Genomic DNA, 20,258 nt, shown 5'->3' with positions numbered 1-20,258 from the left:
CGAGGACTCCGGCGAAAATCAGCCGGCGCGATCGATCAGCCACTGCGCCAGCAGCGACACCGGTCGGCCGGTGGCCAAGCCCTTGCGACCTTCATCCCATGCGGTGCCGGCGATGTCCAGATGCGCCCAGCGTTGGCCATCGGTGAAACGTGCAAGGAAACACGCAGCGGTGATGGCGCCCGCGGTCTTGCCGCCGATGTTGGCGATGTCCGCGAAGCCCGAATCGAGTTGTGCCTGGTAGTCGTCCCACAACGGCAAACGCCATGCGCGGTCGAGTGTTTCTTCACCCGCGGCGATCAGTTCGGCGGCGAGGTCATCATGCTTGCTCATCAGGCCGGTGGCATGTTTGCCAAGCGCGATCACGCAGGCGCCGGTCAGCGTCGCGGCATCGATGATGGTATGCGGGTGGAAGGTCTGCACGGTGTAGGTGAGTGCGTCGCAGAGAATCAGGCGGCCTTCGGCGTCGGTGTTCAACACTTCGATGGTCAGGCCCGACAGGCTCGTGAGCACGTCGCTGGGTCGGTAGCTGTCGCCGTCTGGCATGTTCTCCACCGCCGGCACCACGCACACCAGGTTGACCTTGAGCTGCATCTGCACGGCGGCGACGAACGCGCCCAGCACGCCAGCCGCGCCGCCCATGTCGAATTTCATTTCTTCCATGCCCGGGCCGGGCTTCAGGCTGATGCCTCCGGAATCGAAGGTGACGCCCTTGCCGACGAACGCGTACGGCTTGTCGCCTTCGGCGCCGCCGTTGTATTGCAGCGTGATGAGTTTGGGTTTGTTGACCGACCCGCGCGCGACGGCGAGCAGCGAACCGAAGCCGCGCTTTTCCATCTCGACGTGATCGAGCACGTTGCAGGTGACTTGGGCTTGTCCATCGGCGAAGGCGATCGCCTGGTCGGCGATGTACGCAGGGTTGCAGATGTTCGGCGGGAGGTTTGCCATGTCGCGCGCGAAACGCACGCCGGCGGCGATCGCCATGGCCTGGTCAAGGCCGGCCTGTGCATCGGCGTTGCCGGCAAAACGCAGCGTGGCCAGTTCCGGCTGCGCGCTCTTGTCGCGCGGCTTGAACGTGGCGGTGTAGCGATACGCGGCGAAGTCGCTGGCGAGCGCGGCCACGCGCGTGCGCCATGCGATGTCGCGACCGGGCACGTCGATTTCAGTGAGGAACGATACGCCGTCGGTCACCGGCAATCGGCCGAGTGCGCGCGCCGCTTCGATGGTCACCTTCTGATAGCGCGCTGCGTCGAACGATTTCTGCGAACCCAGGCCCACCACCAGCACGCGTTTGGCGGTAACACCCGATGGCGCAAACAGCACCGTGGTGCTGCCGGCCTTGCCGCTGATGTCGCCACTTTCGACCTGACGCTTGATCAATCCGGCGCCCGCGCTATCCACTCGTGCAGCGGCGCTGCTGAGTACACCTTGCTCATATACGCCGACCAGCACGCAGGAGGTTTCCACGGTTTCGGGAGCGGCGGCGGCGAGGCTGAACTGGAGTGTCATCACGGGTTCCTGCATGGGCCCGGCAGCGGCCGGACAGGCTAGACTTGCGGTTTGCCGGCCCGATCGGGCGCGACTGAACAAGCGGACAAGTTTATCGCATGCTGAGCATCCTCGACCGCTATTTCCTCCGCGAGCTGGCGCAAACCGTGGCCGCCACCGCCGTGGTGCTGCTGGTGATCGTCGCGGGAAGCGCGTTCGCCAAGGTGGTGCAGCAGGTCGCCAACGGAAGTTTTCCGCCGAGCGTGATGTTCCAGGTGCTCGGCCTGCAGACGCTCAATGGCCTGACCAACATGCTGCCATTGGCGAGCTTCATCGGCGTGCTGATGGGCCTGGGCCGGATGTATCGCGAGAGCGAGATGCACGTGCTGTCTTCGTCCGGCATGGGCCCGCGTGGATTGATGAAACCGGTGTTGCTGCTGGGCGTCGTGCTGGTGGCGATCACCGCGGTGGTGTCGCTGTGGCTCGGGCCATGGGCGATGGGCACGGCCAACTCGATGGTGGCTGCAGCCAATCGTTCCGTTGTTGCTGCGGGCCTCGACGCGGGTCGATGGACTGAGCTGCCGGGCAAGGGCGGCATCATTTTCGTCGACAGCCTCAGTCGCGACGGCAGCAAACTTGGCCGCAGCTTCGTCGCCACCCAGCGCAGCAGCAAAGATGGCCACCAGCACCTGAAAGTCGTCAATGCCGCCACCGGCCAGCTCTATCAGGAGAGCGACGGCAACGGCCGCTTCATCGCCTTCAGCAATGGCTGGCAGTACGACATTCCGCTCGGTGCCGACAACTGGCGCCAGATGCAGTACGACCGCAACGACACCTCGCTCTCCAGCGTGCAGTCCGACGATGACGACGATCCGAATCAGTCGCTGGACAGCCTGACGCTGGCGCGTTCCACCGATCCCGACGCGCACGCCGAACTCGCGTGGCGATTGAATGCGCCGCCGCTCACGCTGGTGCTGTTGCTGCTGGCCTTGCCGTTGTCGAGACAGAGTCCGCGCGAGCCACGTTACGGACGACTGCTGCTGGCGATCGTCACGTTCTATCTTTATTACCTGCTGCTTGCATTGGGTCGCGCGCAGATCGGCAAGGGTCACTGGCATACCGAATCGCCCTTGTGGGCGCTGCACCTTGTGGTGCTCGCGCTCGCGTTGTGGTTGTTCCGCAAGCAATACGCGGAGCGGCGCGTGAATCGGGTCAAGACGCGCGTGGTTGTTCCCACGTGAGTGTCTTCAGCATCAAGCGAGTCGATCGGCTGGTCGCCTTCAGCGTGCTCACGTCGCTGCTGATGGTGTGGATGGTGCTGACCGGCATGGACGCGATTCAAGTCTTCCTGCGCCAGCTCGGCACGGTCGGCAAGCATGGCAACACGCTGAGCAACGTGGTGATCTACGTGCTGGTGACGTTTCCGCGACGCGGGTACGAGATGTTCACCTATGCCGCGGTGATCGGTGGCCTGCTCGGGCTAGGCGGCCTGGCCGGCACCGGCGAGCTGGTGGCGTTGCGCGCCGCCGGCATGTCGCGATTACGCATCATCGGCTCTGCCGTGGGCGTGATCGCGGTGATGATCGTCGCGGTGGTGATCCTTGGCGAAACCGCCGCACCATGGGGAGACCAGAAAGCGCAGGCGATGCAGTTGCGCATGCATTCGGGTAACCTCGGCGCCACCAGCAGCGGCCTGTGGGCGCGCGATGGCAACGTGGTGATCAACGCCAAGAGCACCATGCTGAAACAGATCGGTGGCATTGGCACGGTGCAGCTCGCGGACGTGCGCACTTTCACCTTCACGCCAGACGGCCAGCTCAACCATTTCGAATGGGCAGCCACTGCCGACCACGACGGTCAGCAGTGGCTGCTGCACAACGTGCGCAGCAGCGTGCTCGACACGAAAGGCGTGCACACCACCATGCTGCCCAGCGAAACCTGGACCACGCGGCTCAATCCGCAGGTACTGGCGCAGTCGGTGATCCAGCCGCAATACCTCTCCATGCGCGACCTGCATCGAAACATCCGTTATCTCGAAAAAAACGGCGAGCGTTCCGGCAGTTACGCGGTCGCGTTCTGGGGACGCGTGATGTACCCGTTCAACGGACTGGTGCTGGTTCTGTGCGCGATGCCGTTCGCGTTCGGCGCGCTGCGTTCCGGCGGACTGGGCAAGCGCATGTTCATCGGCATCCTGCTGGCGATCGGCTGGTATTTTCTGCAGCAGGCGATGGTGAACTTCGGCACGGTCTACGGCATGTCGCCGCTGCTGGCCAACCTGTTGCCCGCACTGATCCTTTCGGCGGCCGCGTTGTACTACTTCCGTCGTCATGCCTGATGGGCACACTGCATTGCGAAAGTTTGAGGATCGACGATGAACGTGGTGGACCTGCGCAGCGACACCGTGACACGACCCACGCGCGCCATGCGCGAAGCGATGCTGGCGGCGGATGTCGGCGACGACGTTTACGGCGAAGACCCGACCGTCAACGGACTGCAGCAGCGGCTCGCCGATGAGCTTGGGTTCGATGCAGGGCTGTTCGTGCCCAGCGGCACGCAATCCAACTTGCTGGCGCTGATGTCGCATTGCGAACGCGGTGACGAATACCTGGTCGGCATGGATGCACATACGTTCAAATTCGAAGGTGGCGGCGCCGCCGTGCTGGGTTCGATCCAGCCGCAACCGATCGTGCCCGCGGAAGACGGCACGCTGCCACTGGCGCGCATCGAGGCATCGATCAAGCCGGTCGATCCACACTTCGCGCGCACCCGTTTGCTCGCGCTGGAGAACACCTGGAATGGCCGTGCGCTGCCGCTGAATTACTTGCAGGCCGCGCATGACACTGCACGTTCGCGCGGGCTTGGTCTGCATCTGGATGGCGCGCGTCTGTTCAACGCGGCGATTGCGTGCGACGTGCCGGCACGGGAGATTGCGCGACATTTCGATACGGTGTCGGTGTGTTTTTCAAAGGGGCTTGGCGCGCCGGTCGGATCGGTATTGGTGGGTTCGCATGCGTTGATCGAGAAAGCCCGACGCTGGCGCAAGGTTACCGGTGGTGGTTGGCGCCAGGCGGGTATCCTCGCCGCGGGCTGCGTGTTCGCACTCGACCATCATGTCGCCCGGCTGGCCGACGATCATCGTCGCGCCGCCTTCCTCGCCGGTCGCCTGCGCGAGATCGCCGGCGTCAACCTGCTTGGCCAGTTCACCAACATGGTGTTCATCGACGTGCCGGCGAAACATCTGCGCGAATTGGACGTCCATCTGCGCGAAGCCGGCGTACGCATCAGCATCGGCTATCTGCCGACGGTGCGGCTGGTGACGCATCTGGACGTGGATGATGAAGGCGTTGAGCGAGTGGTGGAGGCGTTCCGCGCGTTCTTTGCGGGGCGTTAAGGTGTCGGCCCGCCTTTCGTCATTCCGGCCTTCGCCGGAATGACGAGCGGAGGCGAAGCAGCATGTCCGGAGCGTCGGTGTGAAATTTGCGCAGGATGGCACCAACCAAACCGTGCATCTCAAAACATCCGGCGGTCAGCCCTACTTCCCCGTATCAAACCGCCGAATGAAATCGCGTACCTGCGGATACACCGTCTCGCGCCAGCGGCGGCCGCTGAAGATGCCGTAGTGACCGGCGCCTTCGATCACCCGGTGCTCGCGGCGTTTCGTCGGGATGCTGCTGCACAGATCGTGCGCGGCCTGGGTCTGGCCGAGACCGGAAATGTCGTCGAGTTCGCCTTCGATGGTGAGCAGGGCGCTGCGTTTGATCGCGGCAGGGTTGACCCGCTCGCCTGCAACGTCCCAGAGGCCACGCGGCAGCAGGAATTTCTGGAAGACTTTTTCGATGGTGTCGAGGTAGAACGCCGCCGGCATGTCGAGCACGGCGTTGTATTCGTCGTAGAACTTGCGGTGCGATTGCGCGTCGTCGAGGTCGCCGCGCAGCAGGTCCTGGTAGAAATCCCAGTGCGAATGCAGATGCCGGCTGGGGTTCATCGCGATGAACCCGGCGTGCTGCAGGAAGCCCGGATAAACCTCGCGACCGTGGCCGGGATAATTCGGCGGTACGGTGTGAATCACGTTGCCCTTGAACCACGACAGCGGCTGCTTTGTCGCGAGGTTATCCACGCTGGTGGGACTGCGCCGCGGATCGATCGGGCCGCCCATCATGGTCAGGCTGCGCGGCGTGTCTTCGCCGCGCGCAGCCATCAACGACACGGCAGCGAGCACCGGCACGGTAGGCTGGCACACCGAGATCACGTGCAGATCGCGCGCGCCGATGTGACGGATGAATTCCTCGATGTAGCCGACGTAGTCGTCGAGTCCGAAGGGTCCGACGGCGCCGGGCACCATGCGCGCATCGACCCAGTCGGTGATGTAGACCTTGTGGTCGCGCAGCAGCGTGCGTACGGTATCGCGCAGCAGCGTGGCGTGATGGCCGGAGAGCGGCGCGACGACCAGCACGACTGGGTCGCCCTTCATCTTCTCGATGGTCGCGGGGTCATCACTGAAGCGCTTGAAGCGCTTGAGCTGGCAGAACGGCTTGTCGAGTGCGATGCGTTCGATCACCGCGATCTCGTGATCGTGGGCAGTGGCGACGTGAATGCCGAATTCGGGCTTCTCGTATTCCTTGCCGAGACGATGGATCAGCTCGAAACCCGCAGCCATGCGCTGACTGCCGGGCAACTGCGCGAGCGGGTTGCTGTTGTCGTTGAGCATGCTCGCGTTGGCTTGCGCGAAATAACTCAGCGGCCCGAGAAACGCGCGCTGCCATTCGTGGATTTGATAAAGCATCGGTGTGAAAGTGTCTGGCTGAAAACGATCCATCTTAGCGCCGTTCATCGCCGCCGTGTTGCACTGCGGCAATCAGCGGTGGATCGAGCGCTCGACGGCAGGAAACGGCATCGCAGCACCACTTCGTCGACGCCTTCGGTATCGCTGAGTCCGTCGCGCCATTTCAACGTCTTCTGGAAACGCAGGCCGATCGGCATCAGCACGCGGTTGTACCACCACATGGCGCGCTCGCGGTGGTGCGTGAGATACGACTGGCCCAGATCGAGCAGTCGCGATGATTTGGGTTGCATGCCATAGATGGCGCTGTGTTCGATGACGAAGCCGTGCTGCGCGAGTCGCGCCACGATCTGCTGCGGTTCGTAGCGGCGACAGTGACCGACGAATTCGTCGAATGCGGTCCACGCCTCCGGATGCAACGGTACCGAAACCAGCACGTTGGCGCCGGGCGCAGAGACGCGCGCGAGTTCTGCGAACGCGCTGTCGTCGTCGACCACGTGTTCGAGAATATCGAGCGCGCAGACCAGATCGAAACTGTTGTCCGCGCAAGGCAGCGCGCCGATCAAACCGTGCACGGCATTGGCGCCGCGCCGGCGCAATTGCAGCAGCGCGGCATGGCTCAGGTCGACGAAGCAGGTGCCGTCGAGCGGCAATCGTGGGCGAAGACCCGGTGCGACCTCCAGGCGGCGCGCCGACTTCGCGGCAAGTTCGCGCACCAATGGCCAGGTGTTGAAGCGTTCGGGCCCGACCAGTCGCGCGCCCGACCACAACGATTCGTAGAAACCGCGATTGGTGCGGATCAGTTCTTCGTGGCTGCGATGTTCGGGCGGTCGCGTCGAAATCATGGTTGGATTGGAACCTGTGCGCGTTGAGCGGAGCGTGAAGTTCAGTCGAGCCGGCGGATTTCGGTATGCGCGGCAAAATCGTGCAGCGCGCGCCGCCGCGCATCAAAACATCCAGCGAGAAACCAGCCTGCCCAAACCACCAGCAGCGTCCAAAGCGTCGCGCGCAGGCCGAGCACAGGCGTGAGCATCAACAGCACCATCGGCGCGGCCGCGACCAGCAATCGGATCATTGCCTGCTGCATCGAGATGGCGCCGCCATCTTCGCGCGTGACGCGGATGCGCCACGGCCGCATGCCTACCGTCTGGCCGCCGCGCACCCACGAGCTGACGAAATAGGCAGAGACCACGACACCCTGCAACGCCTGGTACCACACCGGCACGATCGTCACCGCGCCGGTGCGAATCAGCTGGCCGCCGGTCGCGAGCTGGCACAGCAGTCCCACCACCATCACGATCGCCACGACGATCAGCAGGTCATAGACAAGCGCGAGCAGGCGTCGCCAAAGCGGGCAGGGCTGGTCGGTGGTGACGAGGTGGGTTGGCATCGGTGGTTCGCTTGCGAAGTGCGCGCGCAATGGCCAGCATCGTGCGCATGAAAAAGGAAACGTCTCCCACAAGTATCGCCGAAGCGGATCGCCGAAGCATTGCCGCGTTTCTCGAACGCATCTGGTCGGAGGATGGGCTGGCCGATCGCACGCTCGAAGCGTATCGACGAGATCTGGAGGCGCTGGCGACATGGCTGGGCGAACGCGGAAGCGTTCTGCACGATGCGCGCCGCGAGGATATTTCCGCGTACCACGGCGCCAAGCCTGCGGCGATCCGTTCCATTGCGCGACGGCAATCCGCGTTTCGTCGCTACTACGCCTTCGTTGCGCGTGATGAGTCTGCGTTCGTCGATCCCACGCTGTTGATCGAAAGGCCGAAGATGCCGCGCAGCCTGCCGAAGGCGCTGGCTGAACGCGAGATCGAAAGCCTGCTTGCGGCGCCGGATGTCGACACGATGCTCGGCTTGCGCGATCGCGCGATGCTGGAGCTGATGTACGCATCGGGTCTTCGCGTGTCCGAACTTGTCGAGTTGCCGCTGGCCGCGTTGAACGCGCGACAGGGTGTATTGCGCGTCACCGGCAAGGGCGGCAAGGATCGGCTGGTACCGGTAGGTGAAGTCGCACTCGAACGTATCGCGACCTATCTCGCGCAGGTTCGGCCGCAGCTGGCGAAGGGTCGGCAGCCGGCTGCGTTGTTCCTCAGCAAGCGCGGCGAGGGCATGACGCGGCAAATGTTCTGGACGCTTGTAAAACGTCACGCGCTGAAAGTCGGCATCAACCCCAAACGCATCTCACCGCACGTCTTGCGCCACTCGTTTGCAACCCATCTGCTCAATCACGGCGCAGATCTGCGCGCATTGCAGATGTTGCTGGGTCACAGCTCGCTCAGCACCACGCAAATCTACACGCTGGTGGCTAAGGAAGGGCTGAAGCGATTGCATGCGCAACATCACCCGCGCGGTTGAAACGCCGTCAGGCATGTTCGCGTATGGACGTCCATACAGAAACCGAAAGGAAAATCAGACGTCGGCCCACATGCGCAGCAGGTTCGCGTGTGACTTGCTGATCGCATCGAACGTCGTGCTTTTACCTTCGCGCTCGAACACCTGCCGCTTCGCGTTCTGCAGATCCCACAACAGTTCGCGCCTGGCCGGATCACGCACCTGGCTCTGCACCCAGATGACGGCCGCATAACGCGCGCCTTCGGTGATCGAGGCAACGCGGTGCAGGGAATTGGCGGGATAGGCGATAGCGTGGCCTGCCTCCAGCTTGAACGCGGATTCCGTGCCGTTGCTGTTGACCACCAGCTCGCCACCGACATAGGTCCTCGGGTCGGAAAGGAACACCGTGATCGCGATGTCGCTGCGCACCGCGTCGCCCATACTGCCCATGATGGGTGAATCGACATGCGAGCCATACTGCATGCCGACGTCGTAGCGGTTGAACAACACCTGTGTCGAAGCAGACGGCAACGACGATGCCTGCAGCACCGGGCTTCGCATGAATGCGCTGCGGACGATGTCCTGCAGTTTCTGCTGGTTCGCGCTGCCGCTGGCGACCTGCAGGTTTTTCTTCACCTCGCGCGCCGACCAGCCGGCGGTGCTCGCGCCATCGACGAAGGAGGCGCCCTGGAGTTCGCCGCGCAGCACGCGCAATTCTTCGGCGGTCAAGATGTTGGGAACGCAGATGATCAAGGTGGTTTCGCCTGGCAATGCGTATCGTGGATAGACAGTGGCGTGGATGATGACTTCGCTCAACCGCACACAAGAAATTTACCATCGAATGGAGCGACCGATCACTTCGGAGACGTCGTGTGATCGTTGTTTCTTGCGACTGGATGTCGCCACGGCTGTGCGAGAATGCCTGTTCCGGCGGCGTCCCCAAGCCGATCGGCATCGAACGAGGTTTCCCATGTTCAGAAAATTCCTGCTCGCGCTTTGCATGTGCGCGCTCGCGTCAGTGGCTGTTGCCGACACACCTTCGCCGTCGCCACAGACCGTCACGCCGGCCGTCGACAAGATGGTGCGCGCAGCGATCAAAACGCTTTCGGCGAAAGCCGAAGTGGATTCGATCACGCCGGCGGCGATGCCGGGTTTCTATCAGGTCGTCGCGTCGGGCCACATGCTTTACGTCAGCACCGATGGCAAGTATCTCTTCAACGGCGATCTGGTCGACCTGACCAAGCAGGAGAACGTCAGCGAAGCGGCCTGGGCGAATTTTCGCAAAACGGAACTGGCCAAGATCCCTGCGTCGCAGCGCATCGTGTTCGCACCACCGCATCCGAAATACACGATCACCGTGTTCACCGACGTCACCTGCGGTTTCTGTCGTGCGCTGCACGAGCAGGTCGCGAATTTCAACAAGGCCGGCATCGCGGTGGAATATCTCGCGTGGCCGCGTGAGGGGCTGACCACCACGGCCGGCCGGCCGACGCCGACCTATACCGAGATGGTTTCGGTCTGGTGCGCAGCCGATCGCAATGCAGCGTTCACGGCCGCCAAGCAGGGCCATGCGCCGAAGCCCGCGACCTGCACCAACCCGGTCAAGGACGAGTTCAACCTTGGCTTGAAACTGGGTGTCGATGGCACGCCCACCATCTATGGGCCAGATGGCACCGTGCTCGGCGGCTACGTCACGCCCGACCAGCTGTTGCAGGCGTTGCAAGGCGGAAGCTGAGCTTTTCCGTCCTGATGCCGAGGTTGCGCGGCGTGATGCCGCAGCTTATGCCGTATTGCAGCATGGGATAGAATAGGCGTTTCTCCGCACAGCGCCGTTCCCCGCATGATCGCACTCGACGGGCAGAGCGCCCTCTCGCCGTTCCGCCTCGAACGTCTGAATGCCCGCCTCGATGCCCTGCATCGCGGCGCGCGCGTGCAGGCATCGTGGTTCGTCTATCTGATCGATACCGATGCCGCGCCCGAGGGCGCGATGCGGCAGCGCCTGCTCGCGGTGCTCGAAGCGAAGGATGCCAAGCCGGAACCGGCCACGCTGTGGGTGGTGCCGCGACTGGGCACGATTTCGCCATGGTCGAGCAAGGCAACCGACATCCTGCATGGCGCCGGTTTCGACGTGCGACGGGTCGAGCGTGGCCTGGCTTGGCAGGTCGCCGGCCTGCCTGCTGAAAATGCACCGAACCACGCCGCGGTGATGGCGTTGCTGTACGACGCGATGACGCAATCGGTGCTGCACAGCCTGGACGATGCCAGCGGTTTGTTCCTCGCCGGTTCGCCCGGCGATCTTGTGCATATCGCGCTTGGAACCGATGCGCGCGCTGCGCTTTCCGAAGCCAATGGCCGACTCGGTCTCGCGCTGGCCGATGACGAAATCGACTACCTTGCCGAGCGCTATGCGGAACTCGGTCGCGACCCGACCGACGCCGAACTCTTCATGTTCGCGCAGGCGAATTCCGAACACTGCCGACACAAGGTATTCAACGCGACCTGGACGGTGGACGGCGCCGCGCAGGACAAGACCCTGTTCGGCATGATCAAGCACACGCACCAGCAATCGCCGGCGCACACGTTGTCGGCGTATTCGGATAATGCCGCGGTGATCGAAGGCAGCGTTGGCCGACGCTTCTTCGCCGATCCCGCCGATGGCGTGTGGCGCGGTCACGAGGAACGCATCGATTTTGCGATCAAGGTCGAAACGCACAACCATCCCACCGCGATTGCCCCGTGGCCCGGCGCGGCCACCGGTGCTGGCGGCGAGATTCGCGACGAAGGCGCCACCGGTCGTGGCGGCAAACCGAAGGCCGGGTTGACCGGATTCTCCGTCTCGGACTTGCGCATTCCCGGCCACCCGCAACCGTGGGAAGTGAATCGTCCGCTGCCGCCGCGCATGGCGAGTGCGTTCGAGATCATGCGCGACGGACCGCTCGGCGCCGCGGCATTCAACAACGAGTTTGGCCGTCCCTGTCTCGGTGGCTATTTCCGCACGTACGAACACGAAACCGGCGAAGCCGGCGTGCGTCGCGGTTACGACAAGCCGATCATGCTCGCCGGTGGGTTGGCCAACCTGCGTCCTGGCGATGTGCTCAAGCATGCGGTGCAGCCGGGCAACAAGGTGATCGTGCTGGGCGGCCCGGCCATGTTGATCGGCCTCGGCGGCGGTGCCGCATCGTCGGTCGCCTCCGGCGCGTCCAGCGCGGAACTCGATTTCGCTTCCGTGCAACGCGACAACGCCGAGATGGAGCGGCGCTGCCAGGAAGTCATCGACGCCTGCTGGCGTCGTGGCGATGACAATCCGATCGTCAGCGTGCACGACGTCGGCGCGGGCGGTCTGTCCAACGCGATTCCCGAATTGCTCAACGACGCCGGCGTCGGAGGCGTGATCGATCTGTCGAAGATTCCCTGCGACGATCCCTCGCTGTCGCCCATGCAGGTGTGGAGCAACGAATCGCAGGAGCGCTATGTGCTCGCGATCGCGCCGGATGATCTGGCAGGTTTCATCGCGATGTGCGAACGCGAACGCTGCCCGGTGGCGGTGGTCGGTGATGCGACCGAAGAGCGTCGGTTGCTCGTCACCGATCCGCATCGCGAGCTGACCATTATCGACCTGCCGATGGACGTGCTGTTCGGCAAGCCGCCACGCATGCATCGCGATGCCAAACGCATCAAGCCGCGCGTCGACCTGGTGCCGGATCTCACCGGCATCGGCATGGAAGAAGCGCTGCTGCGCGTGCTGCGCCTGCCGACGGTAGGCAGCAAGAGTTTCCTGATCACCATCGGTGATCGCACGGTCGGCGGACTCAACGCGCGCGATCCGATGGTCGGGCCATGGCAAGTGCCGGTGGCCGATTGCGCGGTGACCATCGCCGATTTCGACGGCTATGTCGGCGAGGCGATGGCGATGGCCGAACGCGCGCCGGTGGCGTTGCTCAGCAGCGCCGATGCGGCACGTCTTGCAGTCGGCGAAGCGATCACCAACCTTGCCGCTGCGTCGATTGCCAACCTCGGCGAGATCCGTCTGTCGGCGAACTGGATGGCTGCCGTCAATCATCCCGGCGAAGATGCCGCGCTGTTCGATGCGGTGCACGCCATCGGCATGGAACTTTGTCCCGAGCTGGACATCTCGATTCCGGTCGGCAAGGACTCGCTGTCCATGCAGACTGTATGGAAGGACGGCAACACCGCGCAGCGCACGGTGTCGCCTGTGTCGCTGGTGATCACCGGTTTCGCGCGCGTCACCGACGTGCGTCGCACGCTCACGCCGCAGCTCAAGCTCGATCGCGGCGATTCGGACCTGTGGCTGATCGACCTCGGTGCGGGACGCGATCGCCTCGGCGGATCGTGTCTCGCGCAGGTGTTCAATCGCACCGGTGGCGTGCCGCCGGATCTGGACGATGCGAAACGTCTCAAGGCGCTGTTCGAACTGGTGCAGGAAGCGAACGCGAGCGGCCTGCTGCTGGCGTATCACGATCGCTCCGACGGCGGTGTCATCACGACGCTGCTGGAGATGGCGTTCGCCGGACACTGTGGTCTCGAAATCCATCTGGATGGCTGGGCCGAGGCGACATTGCGCGCGCTGTTCAACGAAGAACTCGGCGCCGTGCTGCAGGTGGCCACCGCCAACCGCGAGGCGTTCGAGGCATTGCTGATCAAGTACGGCATCGCCAGCATGAGCCATCGCATTGGCCGTCCGAAGGAGAAGCTCGGCATCAAGCTGTTCCTCGGCAGCGACACGTTGTTCAAGTGGAACTGGGTCACGTTGTACAAGGCATGGAACGAAACCAGCCACGCCATGCAGCGTCTGCGCGACAACCCGCTCAATGCCGACGCCGAGCTGGCGTGGCGCAACGACGATGCCGATCCGGGCATCGCGCCCAAACTCACTTTCAATCCCGCTGACAACATCGCGGCGTCTCTCATCGGAAGCGGTGCGCGTCCACGCATCGCGGTGCTGCGCGAGCAGGGCGTCAACGGTCAGGTGGAAATGTCGGCGGCGTTCACCCGCGCAGGTTTCGATGCGGTCGACGTGCACATGTCCGACTTCGCCAGCGGCCGCGTCAGGCTTGCCGATTTTCGCGGGCTGGCCGCTTGTGGCGGTTTCTCGTACGGCGATGTGCTCGGTGCGGGCCGCGGCTGGGCCACGTCGATTCTCTACAACGAGATGCTGCGTGCGCAGTTCGCCGAGTTCTTCGCCGACACGACCAAGTTCGCGCTGGGTGTGTGCAACGGCTGCCAGATGATGGCGCAGTTGAAAGAGATCATTCCCGGCGCGCAGCACTGGCCGAAGTTTTTGCGCAACGCGTCGGAGCAATACGAGTCACGCGTGGCGACGCTGGAAATTCTCGACTCGCCGAGCATCTTCTTCAAGGGCATGGTCGGTTCGCGCATTCCGGTCGCGGTGGCGCACGGCGAAGGACGCGTCAGCTTTCCGCAGGTCTGCAGCCCGGCGAAATCGCACGCGGCGGTGCGCTTCGTCGACAACCGTGGCAAGCCGACCGAAAGCTTTCCGCTCAACCCGAACGGCTCACCCGGCGGTCTTGCAGGTTTCACTGCGGCCGATGGTCGCGTGACGATTCTTATGCCGCATCCGGAGCGCGTGTTTCGCAGCGTGCAGTTGAGCTGGCATCCGGAACAGTGGGGCGAGGATTCGCCGTGGATGCGCATGTTCCGCAACGCGCGCGTGTGGTGCGATTGATCACAAGCGTGCTGCGGGACTGAGCCGTGAACGGGCGGCGCGCATCCACTTGGCAAGTCGTGGGGCTGTCGTTGGCATGGCTCGTGTTGTTGGCGCTGCTGCCCTGGTGGCTAGGTCTTCCACTACTGCTGATGCTGGCGTTCGCATCGCTGTTCTGGCAGCACCGGCTTGCTGTGGGGCATGCGCTGCTGATGCGACGCGCGCTGCGTTGGGGATTGGCTGGTCTTCTGCTTGCAGCGGCGCGTGCGCTTGGCAGCGATGCATTCGCGTGGGGCGCGGCGCTGCTAGGCGCGCTGGCGGGGTACACGCTGCTCGCCGGACTCGAGGCGTGGCTCGATCGCGATCTGCGTCGTGCGTCTGCAATGTCCGATGCACCCGAATGGCCCGAACTGGCGCTGGCGCCGATCGGCCCGGCTGCGGAAATCGTCGAGCTGCAGCTGCCGTTTTGGCAATCACCGATGGACGGCCAGATCGATCCCGCACATGCGTTTCCAACACACCGCAATGGCTTTCTGCATTTCAGCGACGGCACGCGCATCAGCGCGCGAGATATTCAATTCAGTGTGAGCGAGCGCTGGATCGTCATGCGTGAAACGCCGACTCGCGGTGTCGTGTTGTGGCGGCGCGGAGCTGCGCAGCCACATCGGCTGCGCAGCTGGCAACTCGCAGGCTGGCATTGTGATGAGCCATGGTTTTTCCGCAACGAACGTCAGATGCCCGTGACACTTGATGTCGTGTTGAACCGTGACCATGCGCACGCATGATCGCTGCATCATGGATGCGAACGGCGCGTGAAATCTTATGGTTCAGCACGTCGATGTTTTATCGCCGCGTCGAGTCACGCATACTTCCGACGTGAATACTGCCTTCCCACGTTCGCCGTTCGCGCTGCTGCTCAGCGTCATCGTTGTATCCGCCGATAGCGGTCCATCGCTACGCGAATGCATACGTCGCCTGCTGGCGTGCGATATCTCGCTGGAAGTGTTGCTGGTCGACAACGCCTCCACCGATGGCGTTCCGCAAGCCATCGATCGCGCGTATGCGACCGATACGCGACTGAAGCTGATGTACAACCGCAGCAACCTCGGCTTCGGCCCGGCGGTGAATCAGGGCGCAGCTGCTGCGCGTGGACATGCATTGCTGGTATTGAATCCGGATTGCCTGGTCGACGCGGCTGATCTGCAACGACTGCTTGATGTGCTGGCGGAAAATCCGCGCGCCGGACTCGTCGGCGCCGTGGTCTGCGACGAGGAAGGACACGCCGATCCCGCGTCGTTGCGTCGTGATCCGCTGTTTCGACGCGCCGTCAACACGATGTTCAAGCGCGGCGGCGAAGGCATCAACATCCAGGGCGAGATTCCCGCCGAGGTCATCGAGGCTGAAGCGGTATCCGGCGCACTGATGATGTTGCCGCGCACGGTCTACCAGCGCGTGGGCGGCTTCGATGAAGAATATTTCCTGCACTGCGAGGACCTCGACCTTTGTCGCCGCGTACGCGACATGGGTTACAAGGTGCTGCTCGCGGGCGACGTGCGTGTGGTGCACGCCAAGGGCACGTCCAGTCGGCACCGTCCGGTGTTCGTCAGTCGCTACAAGCACAAGGGCATGTGGCGATGGTTCCGGCGACATGATCCGGCCGCGCGTAATCCGTTGTTGTCCGTCGTGGTGTGGGTCGGCATCTGGTCGCATTTCCTGCTGAAGATTCCCGGCCAGTTGCTGCGTCGCCGATGAGCGCGACGCGACGCACCGAGCTGCTGGCGACGTTCGGTCTGCTGGTGATGACGGCGGTGTGGGGTTCCACCTTCGTGCTGATCAAGGATGTGGTGGCGCGGATGCCGGTCGCGGATTTCCTCGCCGTGCGTTTCGCGATCGCAGCGGCCGTGATGCTGTTGATGTTCGCAAAGCCGGTACTGCAGATCGGTCGAAAACAGATCGCTCGCGGGCTGTTGCTCGGTGCCATTTATGGCGTCGGCCAGCTGCTGCAGACGTGGGGCTTGTCGCTGATCGCACCCAGTGTCAGCGGTTTCGTCACGGGCATGTATGTGGTGTTCACACCCATTCTAGCGATGCTGTTGTTGCGCCAGCGCATAACCGGTGTGGTCTGGCTGGCGGTGCTGCTTTCGACCGCGGGCCTCGCGCTGCTTTCGCTCAATGGCGTGTCGATCAACGCCGGTGTCTGGCTCACGCTGGCGTCGGCGGCGCTATACGGATTACACATCGTCGGGTTGGGGCAATGGTCGCGGCAGGGCGAAGCGTTCGGCATGTCGGCGGTGCAGATGGTGGCCATCGCCGTTGTCTGCTTGATGGCCACGCTTCCGCATGGGCCGACGCTGCCGCCGGATCGCGCGGCGTGGCTCGGCGTGCTGTACATGGCGTTGATCGCCGGTGCCGGCGCGATGTTGATGCAGACTTGGGCGCAATCCCATTTGCCGGCTGCGCGTGCCGCGATCGTGATGACGACCGAACCGGTCTTTGCCGCCGCGTTCGCGGTGACGCTGGGCAGCGATGTGCTGACCTGGCGCATGCTGGCCGGCGGTGCGCTGGTGCTGGCGGCGATGTACATGGTGGAGCTGTGGCCGCCGAAGAACACCTCGGCCGATAGTCCGTCAGCCGAATCGATGCATCACGAGGTTTGAGCCCGATGACTGCTTCTCGCGGCTTTTCGCGCCTGACTTGATCGATGACGTATCGAGTGGCCGATGCCTACTCGAAAATCATCGGACGAACCTGATTGGCTCCATCTCTCAGCCTCGAATCACAAGATGCGACATCGGAGGCAGGAGGATGCCGCCTCCGATGTCGCCCGTGTCCTCGCCTGCGAGCTCAGATCGAGATACATCGACCCTTGTTCCAAGCTCGTGGGCAATCGAATGCAACATCTTCTCCGGCACGGCATGGACCGTATCGCGCACGCGTTTGGCCGCATCGACGGATATCCGGTTGTTCTTCTCCATACTGTTAGTGACTTGCTTGAGCAGGGTTCTCAGCTTGCGCATTTCATCTTCGGGATCGTCTGCGCTTTCCGTCGAATCGCTCAGTCCCGCAGCAAAAGGTACTCACCGTTCTGGCCGTAACGCTGCGGCTTTTTGCCGGTCTTCACACATAGCATGTCGCCGCAGCGGGTGAGGGTGCCGCTTTGCGTTGCCTGCAGGATGTCACTGCCAAACTTGGCCTGCGCGATGTCCTGCGTGCTCTTCCACGCGAAATAGCCGGTGCCGCCCGCCGCCAGCATCGAGCCTATCAGCAACGCGCCCAGCCCGTTCCAGAGCATGCTGCGTCGCGCCGCGTTCAGACCCTTGCGCTGCGCCTCCATCTCCTGCGCCGACGAATGTATGGTCTGTGCGGCCTGCAGCAACTGCTGCTGTATCTCACCCACGGCTTGCCCCGTGCCATGCGTGATCGTCTGCTTCGCCTCGCTGCCGATGACCCCCAACGCCGTTTTCGCAAACCGTTCGCCACAGCTATCCAGCCGGGTCACACTTTGGTGCAAGTTCGCTGCCGCGTTTTCGATGTGTTGTAGCGCCTGCGCGCTGCGGCGATCCAGCTCCTGTGCGACCGTCGCCATTTGTCCCAGCAATTTCTTGAGCGCATCGAAATCGTCGAAACCATCCGTGTTCATGCGTGCATCCTCGTGTCTATCGGCCCATGCCCTGCGATTTCTGCGCCGCTTGCTGCTGCGCTAGTTCGTTCGCTTGACGTTGTTGTGCATCCAGGCCTGCCTGGTGTTGCGCCGCAAGGTTGGCCTGGTCGTTCTGTATGCCATGCTGCTGCCACCCCTGCCCGTGTGGCGTGCGTAGATAATCCTGTGCCGCCGCATTCATTTCCTTGGCGTCGCGATTGACCGCACCCTGGTAGAGCCGCTCGAACATCTTGTCGATATCGCTCTTGGGCGCGTTCTTCTTCTGCTGTTCTGGCGTGGTTTTGTCTGGTTCGCTTGACGCGGACTGTGCAGGCTGGCGGTTGATCTCCGAAATAGCAGGTGGTGCAGCAGTTCGCTCCAACGATTGACGCGCTGTTTTTTCGACTTCTTCGATCCGGGCATCCAGACTTGGCAGCACCGATGTCTTCATCAGGTGGAGACCGAGGGCTGCATCGGCCGCCGGCTTGCCTTGGGCAATCGCCTCGGCGGCCCCTGCCAGGCGCGGGAAACTGGCGGGATTCAGCTCCAAACCAGCGGCAGCGTTGAGGCCCATCCACGCTCCTATTCCGGCTCCCACCGCCGGGGCTTGCCGGCTTGTGTTCTCGACGATCTGACCGGTGGCATCCAATGTGCCGCCGACTACCCGGCCGGTGCCAGCGATGGCATCGTGCTGAAAGTTACCCACTTGCCCCGCTGCCTGGCCTGTTCCTTTTTCCAGGAATTGGGTCGCACCACGAATGGCGGTAGCACCGGCCTGGCCTTCATGGCGAATCCCGGCAGCTTGCGCCTGAGTCTCGCGACGGATTTCCTCGCCTGTACGGTCAATTTGCGTTGCCTGCTGGTTCATCCATTTCTGCGCACCCTCGGGCAACACGCTGCCTACACTGCGCAGCAGGCTCGCATCCACCGATGCTCCCAATTGCCGCGCCCACCCGAGTCCTTCGTCCGTCCCAGCCAGTACCTTGCTGCCGGTATCGATGGTGCGTGCGGCAGCTGCACCCACGTAGTGCTCGGCTTTTTGTGCCACCGCGCCTTCGATGCGAGTCATCATGTTTTGTACTTGTCCGCCGAACTCGGCTGCGCTGCGGATGCCAGCGCCGGAGTTCTGCAACACCTGCCCGGTTGCTTGTCCGCCATAGGCCACGACTTCGCCCGTGCGCTCACCCACATGGGCTCCCGCCGCGGCGATCGAAAGGGTTTCCAGTACCGGCCCAGCCAGCGTGGTCACCTCCGTCAACGAAAGCGTCTGCGCACGCGGCACCAGCGGGCTGCTGGGATCGTCTGGATCACGGCGGGCCATGGCGACCAGCGGCGGCTGCACCGTACCGGCCGCCAACGGCAGATCGCGCAGCATCTGGTCGGTATTGCCGGTAGCGATGTTGTCGACAAAGGCATGCACTTTGGCTTGTGCCTCGGGCGGCATGGGCGGCGTACCCCGAGTCAGTTGCTCTTTGAGCATGTCGCGGCCTTGCGGCAACGCGTTCAAGAGCTGGCTGGTCTCCTTCAGCAGGCCGCCCACTTCCGCGCGCTGGATCACGTCCATGCGGTGGATATTGCCTTGCACGCCGTCGCTGAGCAGTTCGCCCTGCACTTGGTACGCAGTGATCAGCGGCTTCAGTTGTTCGTTGTTGTACACGGGCAGATCGTTCTGTTCGCCAAAACGCCGAGCGGTTTCGGGGTTCAACCCCGCCGCATTCCAGGTCGTCGCCGGATATCCAGTGACTGCCGAAGCGGCCGAGGCCATGCCGCCGGACAGGCTGTGGCCGGTGAGTTCAAACTGGAGGCCACCCCGCTTCAACTCTATTGCCAACTTCATCGCGCGATCGTAGTAGTCGGTCTCCATGCCTACCGATTGCGGGAAATTATTGGCGAGGAAGTCTTCCTTGGTGGTGTCGTGCAACTTGCCGTCAGACGTCATCACCTCGCCCGAGGAGCCCTTGAACGCGACGACAGGCTTGTAGCCGGGGCCGAGTACCTTGGGATCAGGCAGGTAGATTTCGGCGCGGAACCCCGAATGATCCGGATGCAAGGCTCTTCTGAGCTCAAAGGCGGTCATGTGTAATTGCGGTGCGTACTTGCCAGGATCATCGCTGACGCGTATCCAGCCCGGCGGCGGTTTATCGGCACCCTTGGCCGCGGCATAGGCATCGGTAGCCAGGTCGCCCATCTGACGGTCGTGGTAGAGCTTCTGTAGCTGCGCCGCCTCTTGCTGCTTGTCGGGATCGCCACTGGCACGCAGTTGCTGCAACAGTGTCTGCTCTTGTTGCGGATCGTTCGACATGACGTCACTCCTTGACCGATGGGTTTACAGCAGCGGG

The 20,258-nt window shown here is 63.3% G+C and carries 17 protein-coding genes; 9 read left to right on the top strand and 8 right to left on the bottom strand.

Going from position 1 to position 20,258, the window contains the following annotated elements:
* Window positions 1-18: 18 nt before the first annotated feature.
* Entirely contained in the window at window positions 19-1,506 is a 1,488-nt protein-coding gene (locus tag GSQ73_RS08635; protein WP_158883061.1) for a leucyl aminopeptidase, read from the bottom strand.
* Between the two features lie 98 nt (window positions 1,507-1,604).
* On the opposite strand from GSQ73_RS08635, the gene lptF reads away from it, so the two are divergent.
* Genes lptF through ltaE form a run of 3 tightly spaced genes read left to right on the top strand, consistent with a single transcriptional unit; the run spans window position 1,605 to window position 4,876 of the window.
* Window positions 1,605-2,726 (top strand): LPS export ABC transporter permease LptF, encoded by a 1,122-nt coding sequence (gene lptF / locus GSQ73_RS08630; protein ID WP_158883059.1) that lies wholly within the window; start codon window positions 1,605-1,607, stop codon window positions 2,724-2,726.
* Window positions 2,723-3,820 (top strand): LPS export ABC transporter permease LptG, encoded by a 1,098-nt coding sequence (gene lptG / locus GSQ73_RS08625; protein WP_158883057.1) that lies wholly within the window; start codon window positions 2,723-2,725, stop codon window positions 3,818-3,820. The genes lptF and lptG overlap by 4 nt, the downstream gene beginning before the upstream one ends.
* A gap of 36 nt (window positions 3,821-3,856) precedes the next feature.
* Window positions 3,857-4,876 carry a low-specificity L-threonine aldolase gene (gene ltaE, locus GSQ73_RS08620; protein WP_158883055.1) on the top strand — a complete coding sequence of 340 codons (1,020 nt, stop codon included), beginning with the start codon at window positions 3,857-3,859 and terminating at the stop codon, window positions 4,874-4,876.
* Window positions 4,877-5,017: 141 nt separating this feature from the next.
* On the opposite strand, the gene phaZ is transcribed toward ltaE, so the two are convergent.
* Genes phaZ through GSQ73_RS08605 form a run of 3 tightly spaced genes read right to left on the bottom strand, consistent with a single transcriptional unit; the run spans window position 5,018 to window position 7,655 of the window.
* Window positions 5,018-6,268: a polyhydroxyalkanoate depolymerase gene (gene phaZ, locus GSQ73_RS08615; RefSeq protein ID WP_158883397.1), complete on the bottom strand. Its 1,251-nt coding sequence runs from the start codon at window positions 6,266-6,268 to the stop codon at window positions 5,018-5,020.
* Between the two features lie 44 nt (window positions 6,269-6,312).
* Entirely contained in the window at window positions 6,313-7,110 is a 798-nt protein-coding gene (locus tag GSQ73_RS08610) for a methyltransferase domain-containing protein (RefSeq protein WP_158883053.1), read from the bottom strand.
* 41 nt (window positions 7,111-7,151) lie between these two features.
* The gene (locus GSQ73_RS08605) at window positions 7,152-7,655 is read right to left on the bottom strand and encodes an RDD family protein (RefSeq protein ID WP_158883051.1); all 504 of its coding nucleotides are present in this window, start codon (window positions 7,653-7,655) and stop codon (window positions 7,152-7,154) included.
* A gap of 47 nt (window positions 7,656-7,702) precedes the next feature.
* Between GSQ73_RS08605 and xerD the strand changes: the two genes are divergently transcribed.
* Window positions 7,703-8,620, top strand: a complete 918-nt coding sequence (xerD, locus tag GSQ73_RS08600; RefSeq protein ID WP_158883049.1) for a site-specific tyrosine recombinase XerD — start codon at window positions 7,703-7,705, stop codon at window positions 8,618-8,620.
* A 54-nt stretch (window positions 8,621-8,674) separates the two neighbouring features.
* On the opposite strand, the gene GSQ73_RS08595 is transcribed toward xerD, so the two are convergent.
* Window positions 8,675-9,412: a Fe2+-dependent dioxygenase gene (locus GSQ73_RS08595; protein ID WP_254063347.1), complete on the bottom strand. Its 738-nt coding sequence runs from the start codon at window positions 9,410-9,412 to the stop codon at window positions 8,675-8,677.
* 154 nt (window positions 9,413-9,566) lie between these two features.
* Between GSQ73_RS08595 and GSQ73_RS08590 the strand changes: the two genes are divergently transcribed.
* The 5 genes from GSQ73_RS08590 (at window position 9,567) to GSQ73_RS08570 (ending at window position 16,936) form a co-directional block, all read left to right on the top strand.
* Window positions 9,567-10,331 (top strand): thioredoxin fold domain-containing protein, encoded by a 765-nt coding sequence (locus tag GSQ73_RS08590; protein WP_158883047.1) that lies wholly within the window; start codon window positions 9,567-9,569, stop codon window positions 10,329-10,331.
* A 105-nt stretch (window positions 10,332-10,436) separates the two neighbouring features.
* Entirely contained in the window at window positions 10,437-14,300 is a 3,864-nt protein-coding gene (purL, locus tag GSQ73_RS08585) for a phosphoribosylformylglycinamidine synthase (RefSeq protein WP_158883045.1), read from the top strand.
* A gap of 26 nt (window positions 14,301-14,326) precedes the next feature.
* A complete protein-coding gene (locus GSQ73_RS08580) occupies window positions 14,327-15,064 on the top strand; it encodes a hypothetical protein (RefSeq protein ID WP_158883043.1) in 738 nt (245 codons plus the stop codon).
* A 91-nt stretch (window positions 15,065-15,155) separates the two neighbouring features.
* Window positions 15,156-16,031, top strand: coding sequence for a glycosyltransferase family 2 protein (locus GSQ73_RS08575; RefSeq protein WP_254063345.1), 876 nt, complete (start codon window positions 15,156-15,158; stop codon window positions 16,029-16,031).
* Window positions 16,028-16,936: a DMT family transporter gene (locus GSQ73_RS08570; protein ID WP_158883039.1), complete on the top strand. Its 909-nt coding sequence runs from the start codon at window positions 16,028-16,030 to the stop codon at window positions 16,934-16,936. The genes GSQ73_RS08575 and GSQ73_RS08570 overlap by 4 nt, the downstream gene beginning before the upstream one ends.
* Window positions 16,937-17,044: 108 nt before the next feature.
* Here the strand turns inward: GSQ73_RS08570 and GSQ73_RS08565 are convergent, their stop codons facing one another.
* The 3 genes from GSQ73_RS08565 to GSQ73_RS08555 all read right to left on the bottom strand — a co-directional run bounded on the left by GSQ73_RS08565 (window position 17,045) and on the right by GSQ73_RS08555 (window position 20,221).
* Entirely contained in the window at window positions 17,045-17,296 is a 252-nt protein-coding gene (locus GSQ73_RS08565) for a hypothetical protein (protein WP_158883037.1), read from the bottom strand.
* A gap of 38 nt (window positions 17,297-17,334) precedes the next feature.
* On the bottom strand, window positions 17,335-17,865 hold the full coding sequence (locus tag GSQ73_RS08560) for a hypothetical protein (protein ID WP_158883035.1): 531 nt from the start codon (window positions 17,863-17,865) through the stop codon (window positions 17,335-17,337).
* Between the two features lie 70 nt (window positions 17,866-17,935).
* Window positions 17,936-20,221 (bottom strand): hypothetical protein, encoded by a 2,286-nt coding sequence (locus tag GSQ73_RS08555; protein ID WP_158883033.1) that lies wholly within the window; start codon window positions 20,219-20,221, stop codon window positions 17,936-17,938.
* Window positions 20,222-20,258: the final 37 nt, after the last annotated feature.

This window comes from Rhodanobacter sp. L36 (assembly GCF_009765755.1).
GTDB lineage: Bacteria > Pseudomonadota > Gammaproteobacteria > Xanthomonadales > Rhodanobacteraceae > Rhodanobacter.
This window is presented reverse-complemented; position numbering and strand designations above follow the sequence as displayed.

Coding starts and splice junctions, on each gene's coding strand:
- GSQ73_RS08635 (WP_158883061.1), bottom strand. CDS start 1,506: ATGACACTCCAGTTCAGCCTCGCCGCCGCCGCTCCCGAAACCGTGGAA.
- lptF (WP_158883059.1), top strand. CDS start 1,605: ATGCTGAGCATCCTCGACCGCTATTTCCTCCGCGAGCTGGCGCAAACC.
- ltaE (WP_158883055.1), top strand. CDS start 3,857: ATGAACGTGGTGGACCTGCGCAGCGACACCGTGACACGACCCACGCGC.
- phaZ (WP_158883397.1), bottom strand. CDS start 6,268: ATGCTTTATCAAATCCACGAATGGCAGCGCGCGTTTCTCGGGCCGCTG.
- GSQ73_RS08610 (WP_158883053.1), bottom strand. CDS start 7,110: ATGATTTCGACGCGACCGCCCGAACATCGCAGCCACGAAGAACTGATC.
- GSQ73_RS08605 (WP_158883051.1), bottom strand. CDS start 7,655: ATGCCAACCCACCTCGTCACCACCGACCAGCCCTGCCCGCTTTGGCGA.
- xerD (WP_158883049.1), top strand. CDS start 7,703: ATGAAAAAGGAAACGTCTCCCACAAGTATCGCCGAAGCGGATCGCCGA.
- GSQ73_RS08590 (WP_158883047.1), top strand. CDS start 9,567: ATGTTCAGAAAATTCCTGCTCGCGCTTTGCATGTGCGCGCTCGCGTCA.
- purL (WP_158883045.1), top strand. CDS start 10,437: ATGATCGCACTCGACGGGCAGAGCGCCCTCTCGCCGTTCCGCCTCGAA.
- GSQ73_RS08570 (WP_158883039.1), top strand. CDS start 16,028: ATGAGCGCGACGCGACGCACCGAGCTGCTGGCGACGTTCGGTCTGCTG.
- GSQ73_RS08565 (WP_158883037.1), bottom strand. CDS start 17,296: ATGCGCAAGCTGAGAACCCTGCTCAAGCAAGTCACTAACAGTATGGAG.
- GSQ73_RS08560 (WP_158883035.1), bottom strand. CDS start 17,865: ATGGCGACGGTCGCACAGGAGCTGGATCGCCGCAGCGCGCAGGCGCTA.
- GSQ73_RS08555 (WP_158883033.1), bottom strand. CDS start 20,221: ATGTCGAACGATCCGCAACAAGAGCAGACACTGTTGCAGCAACTGCGT.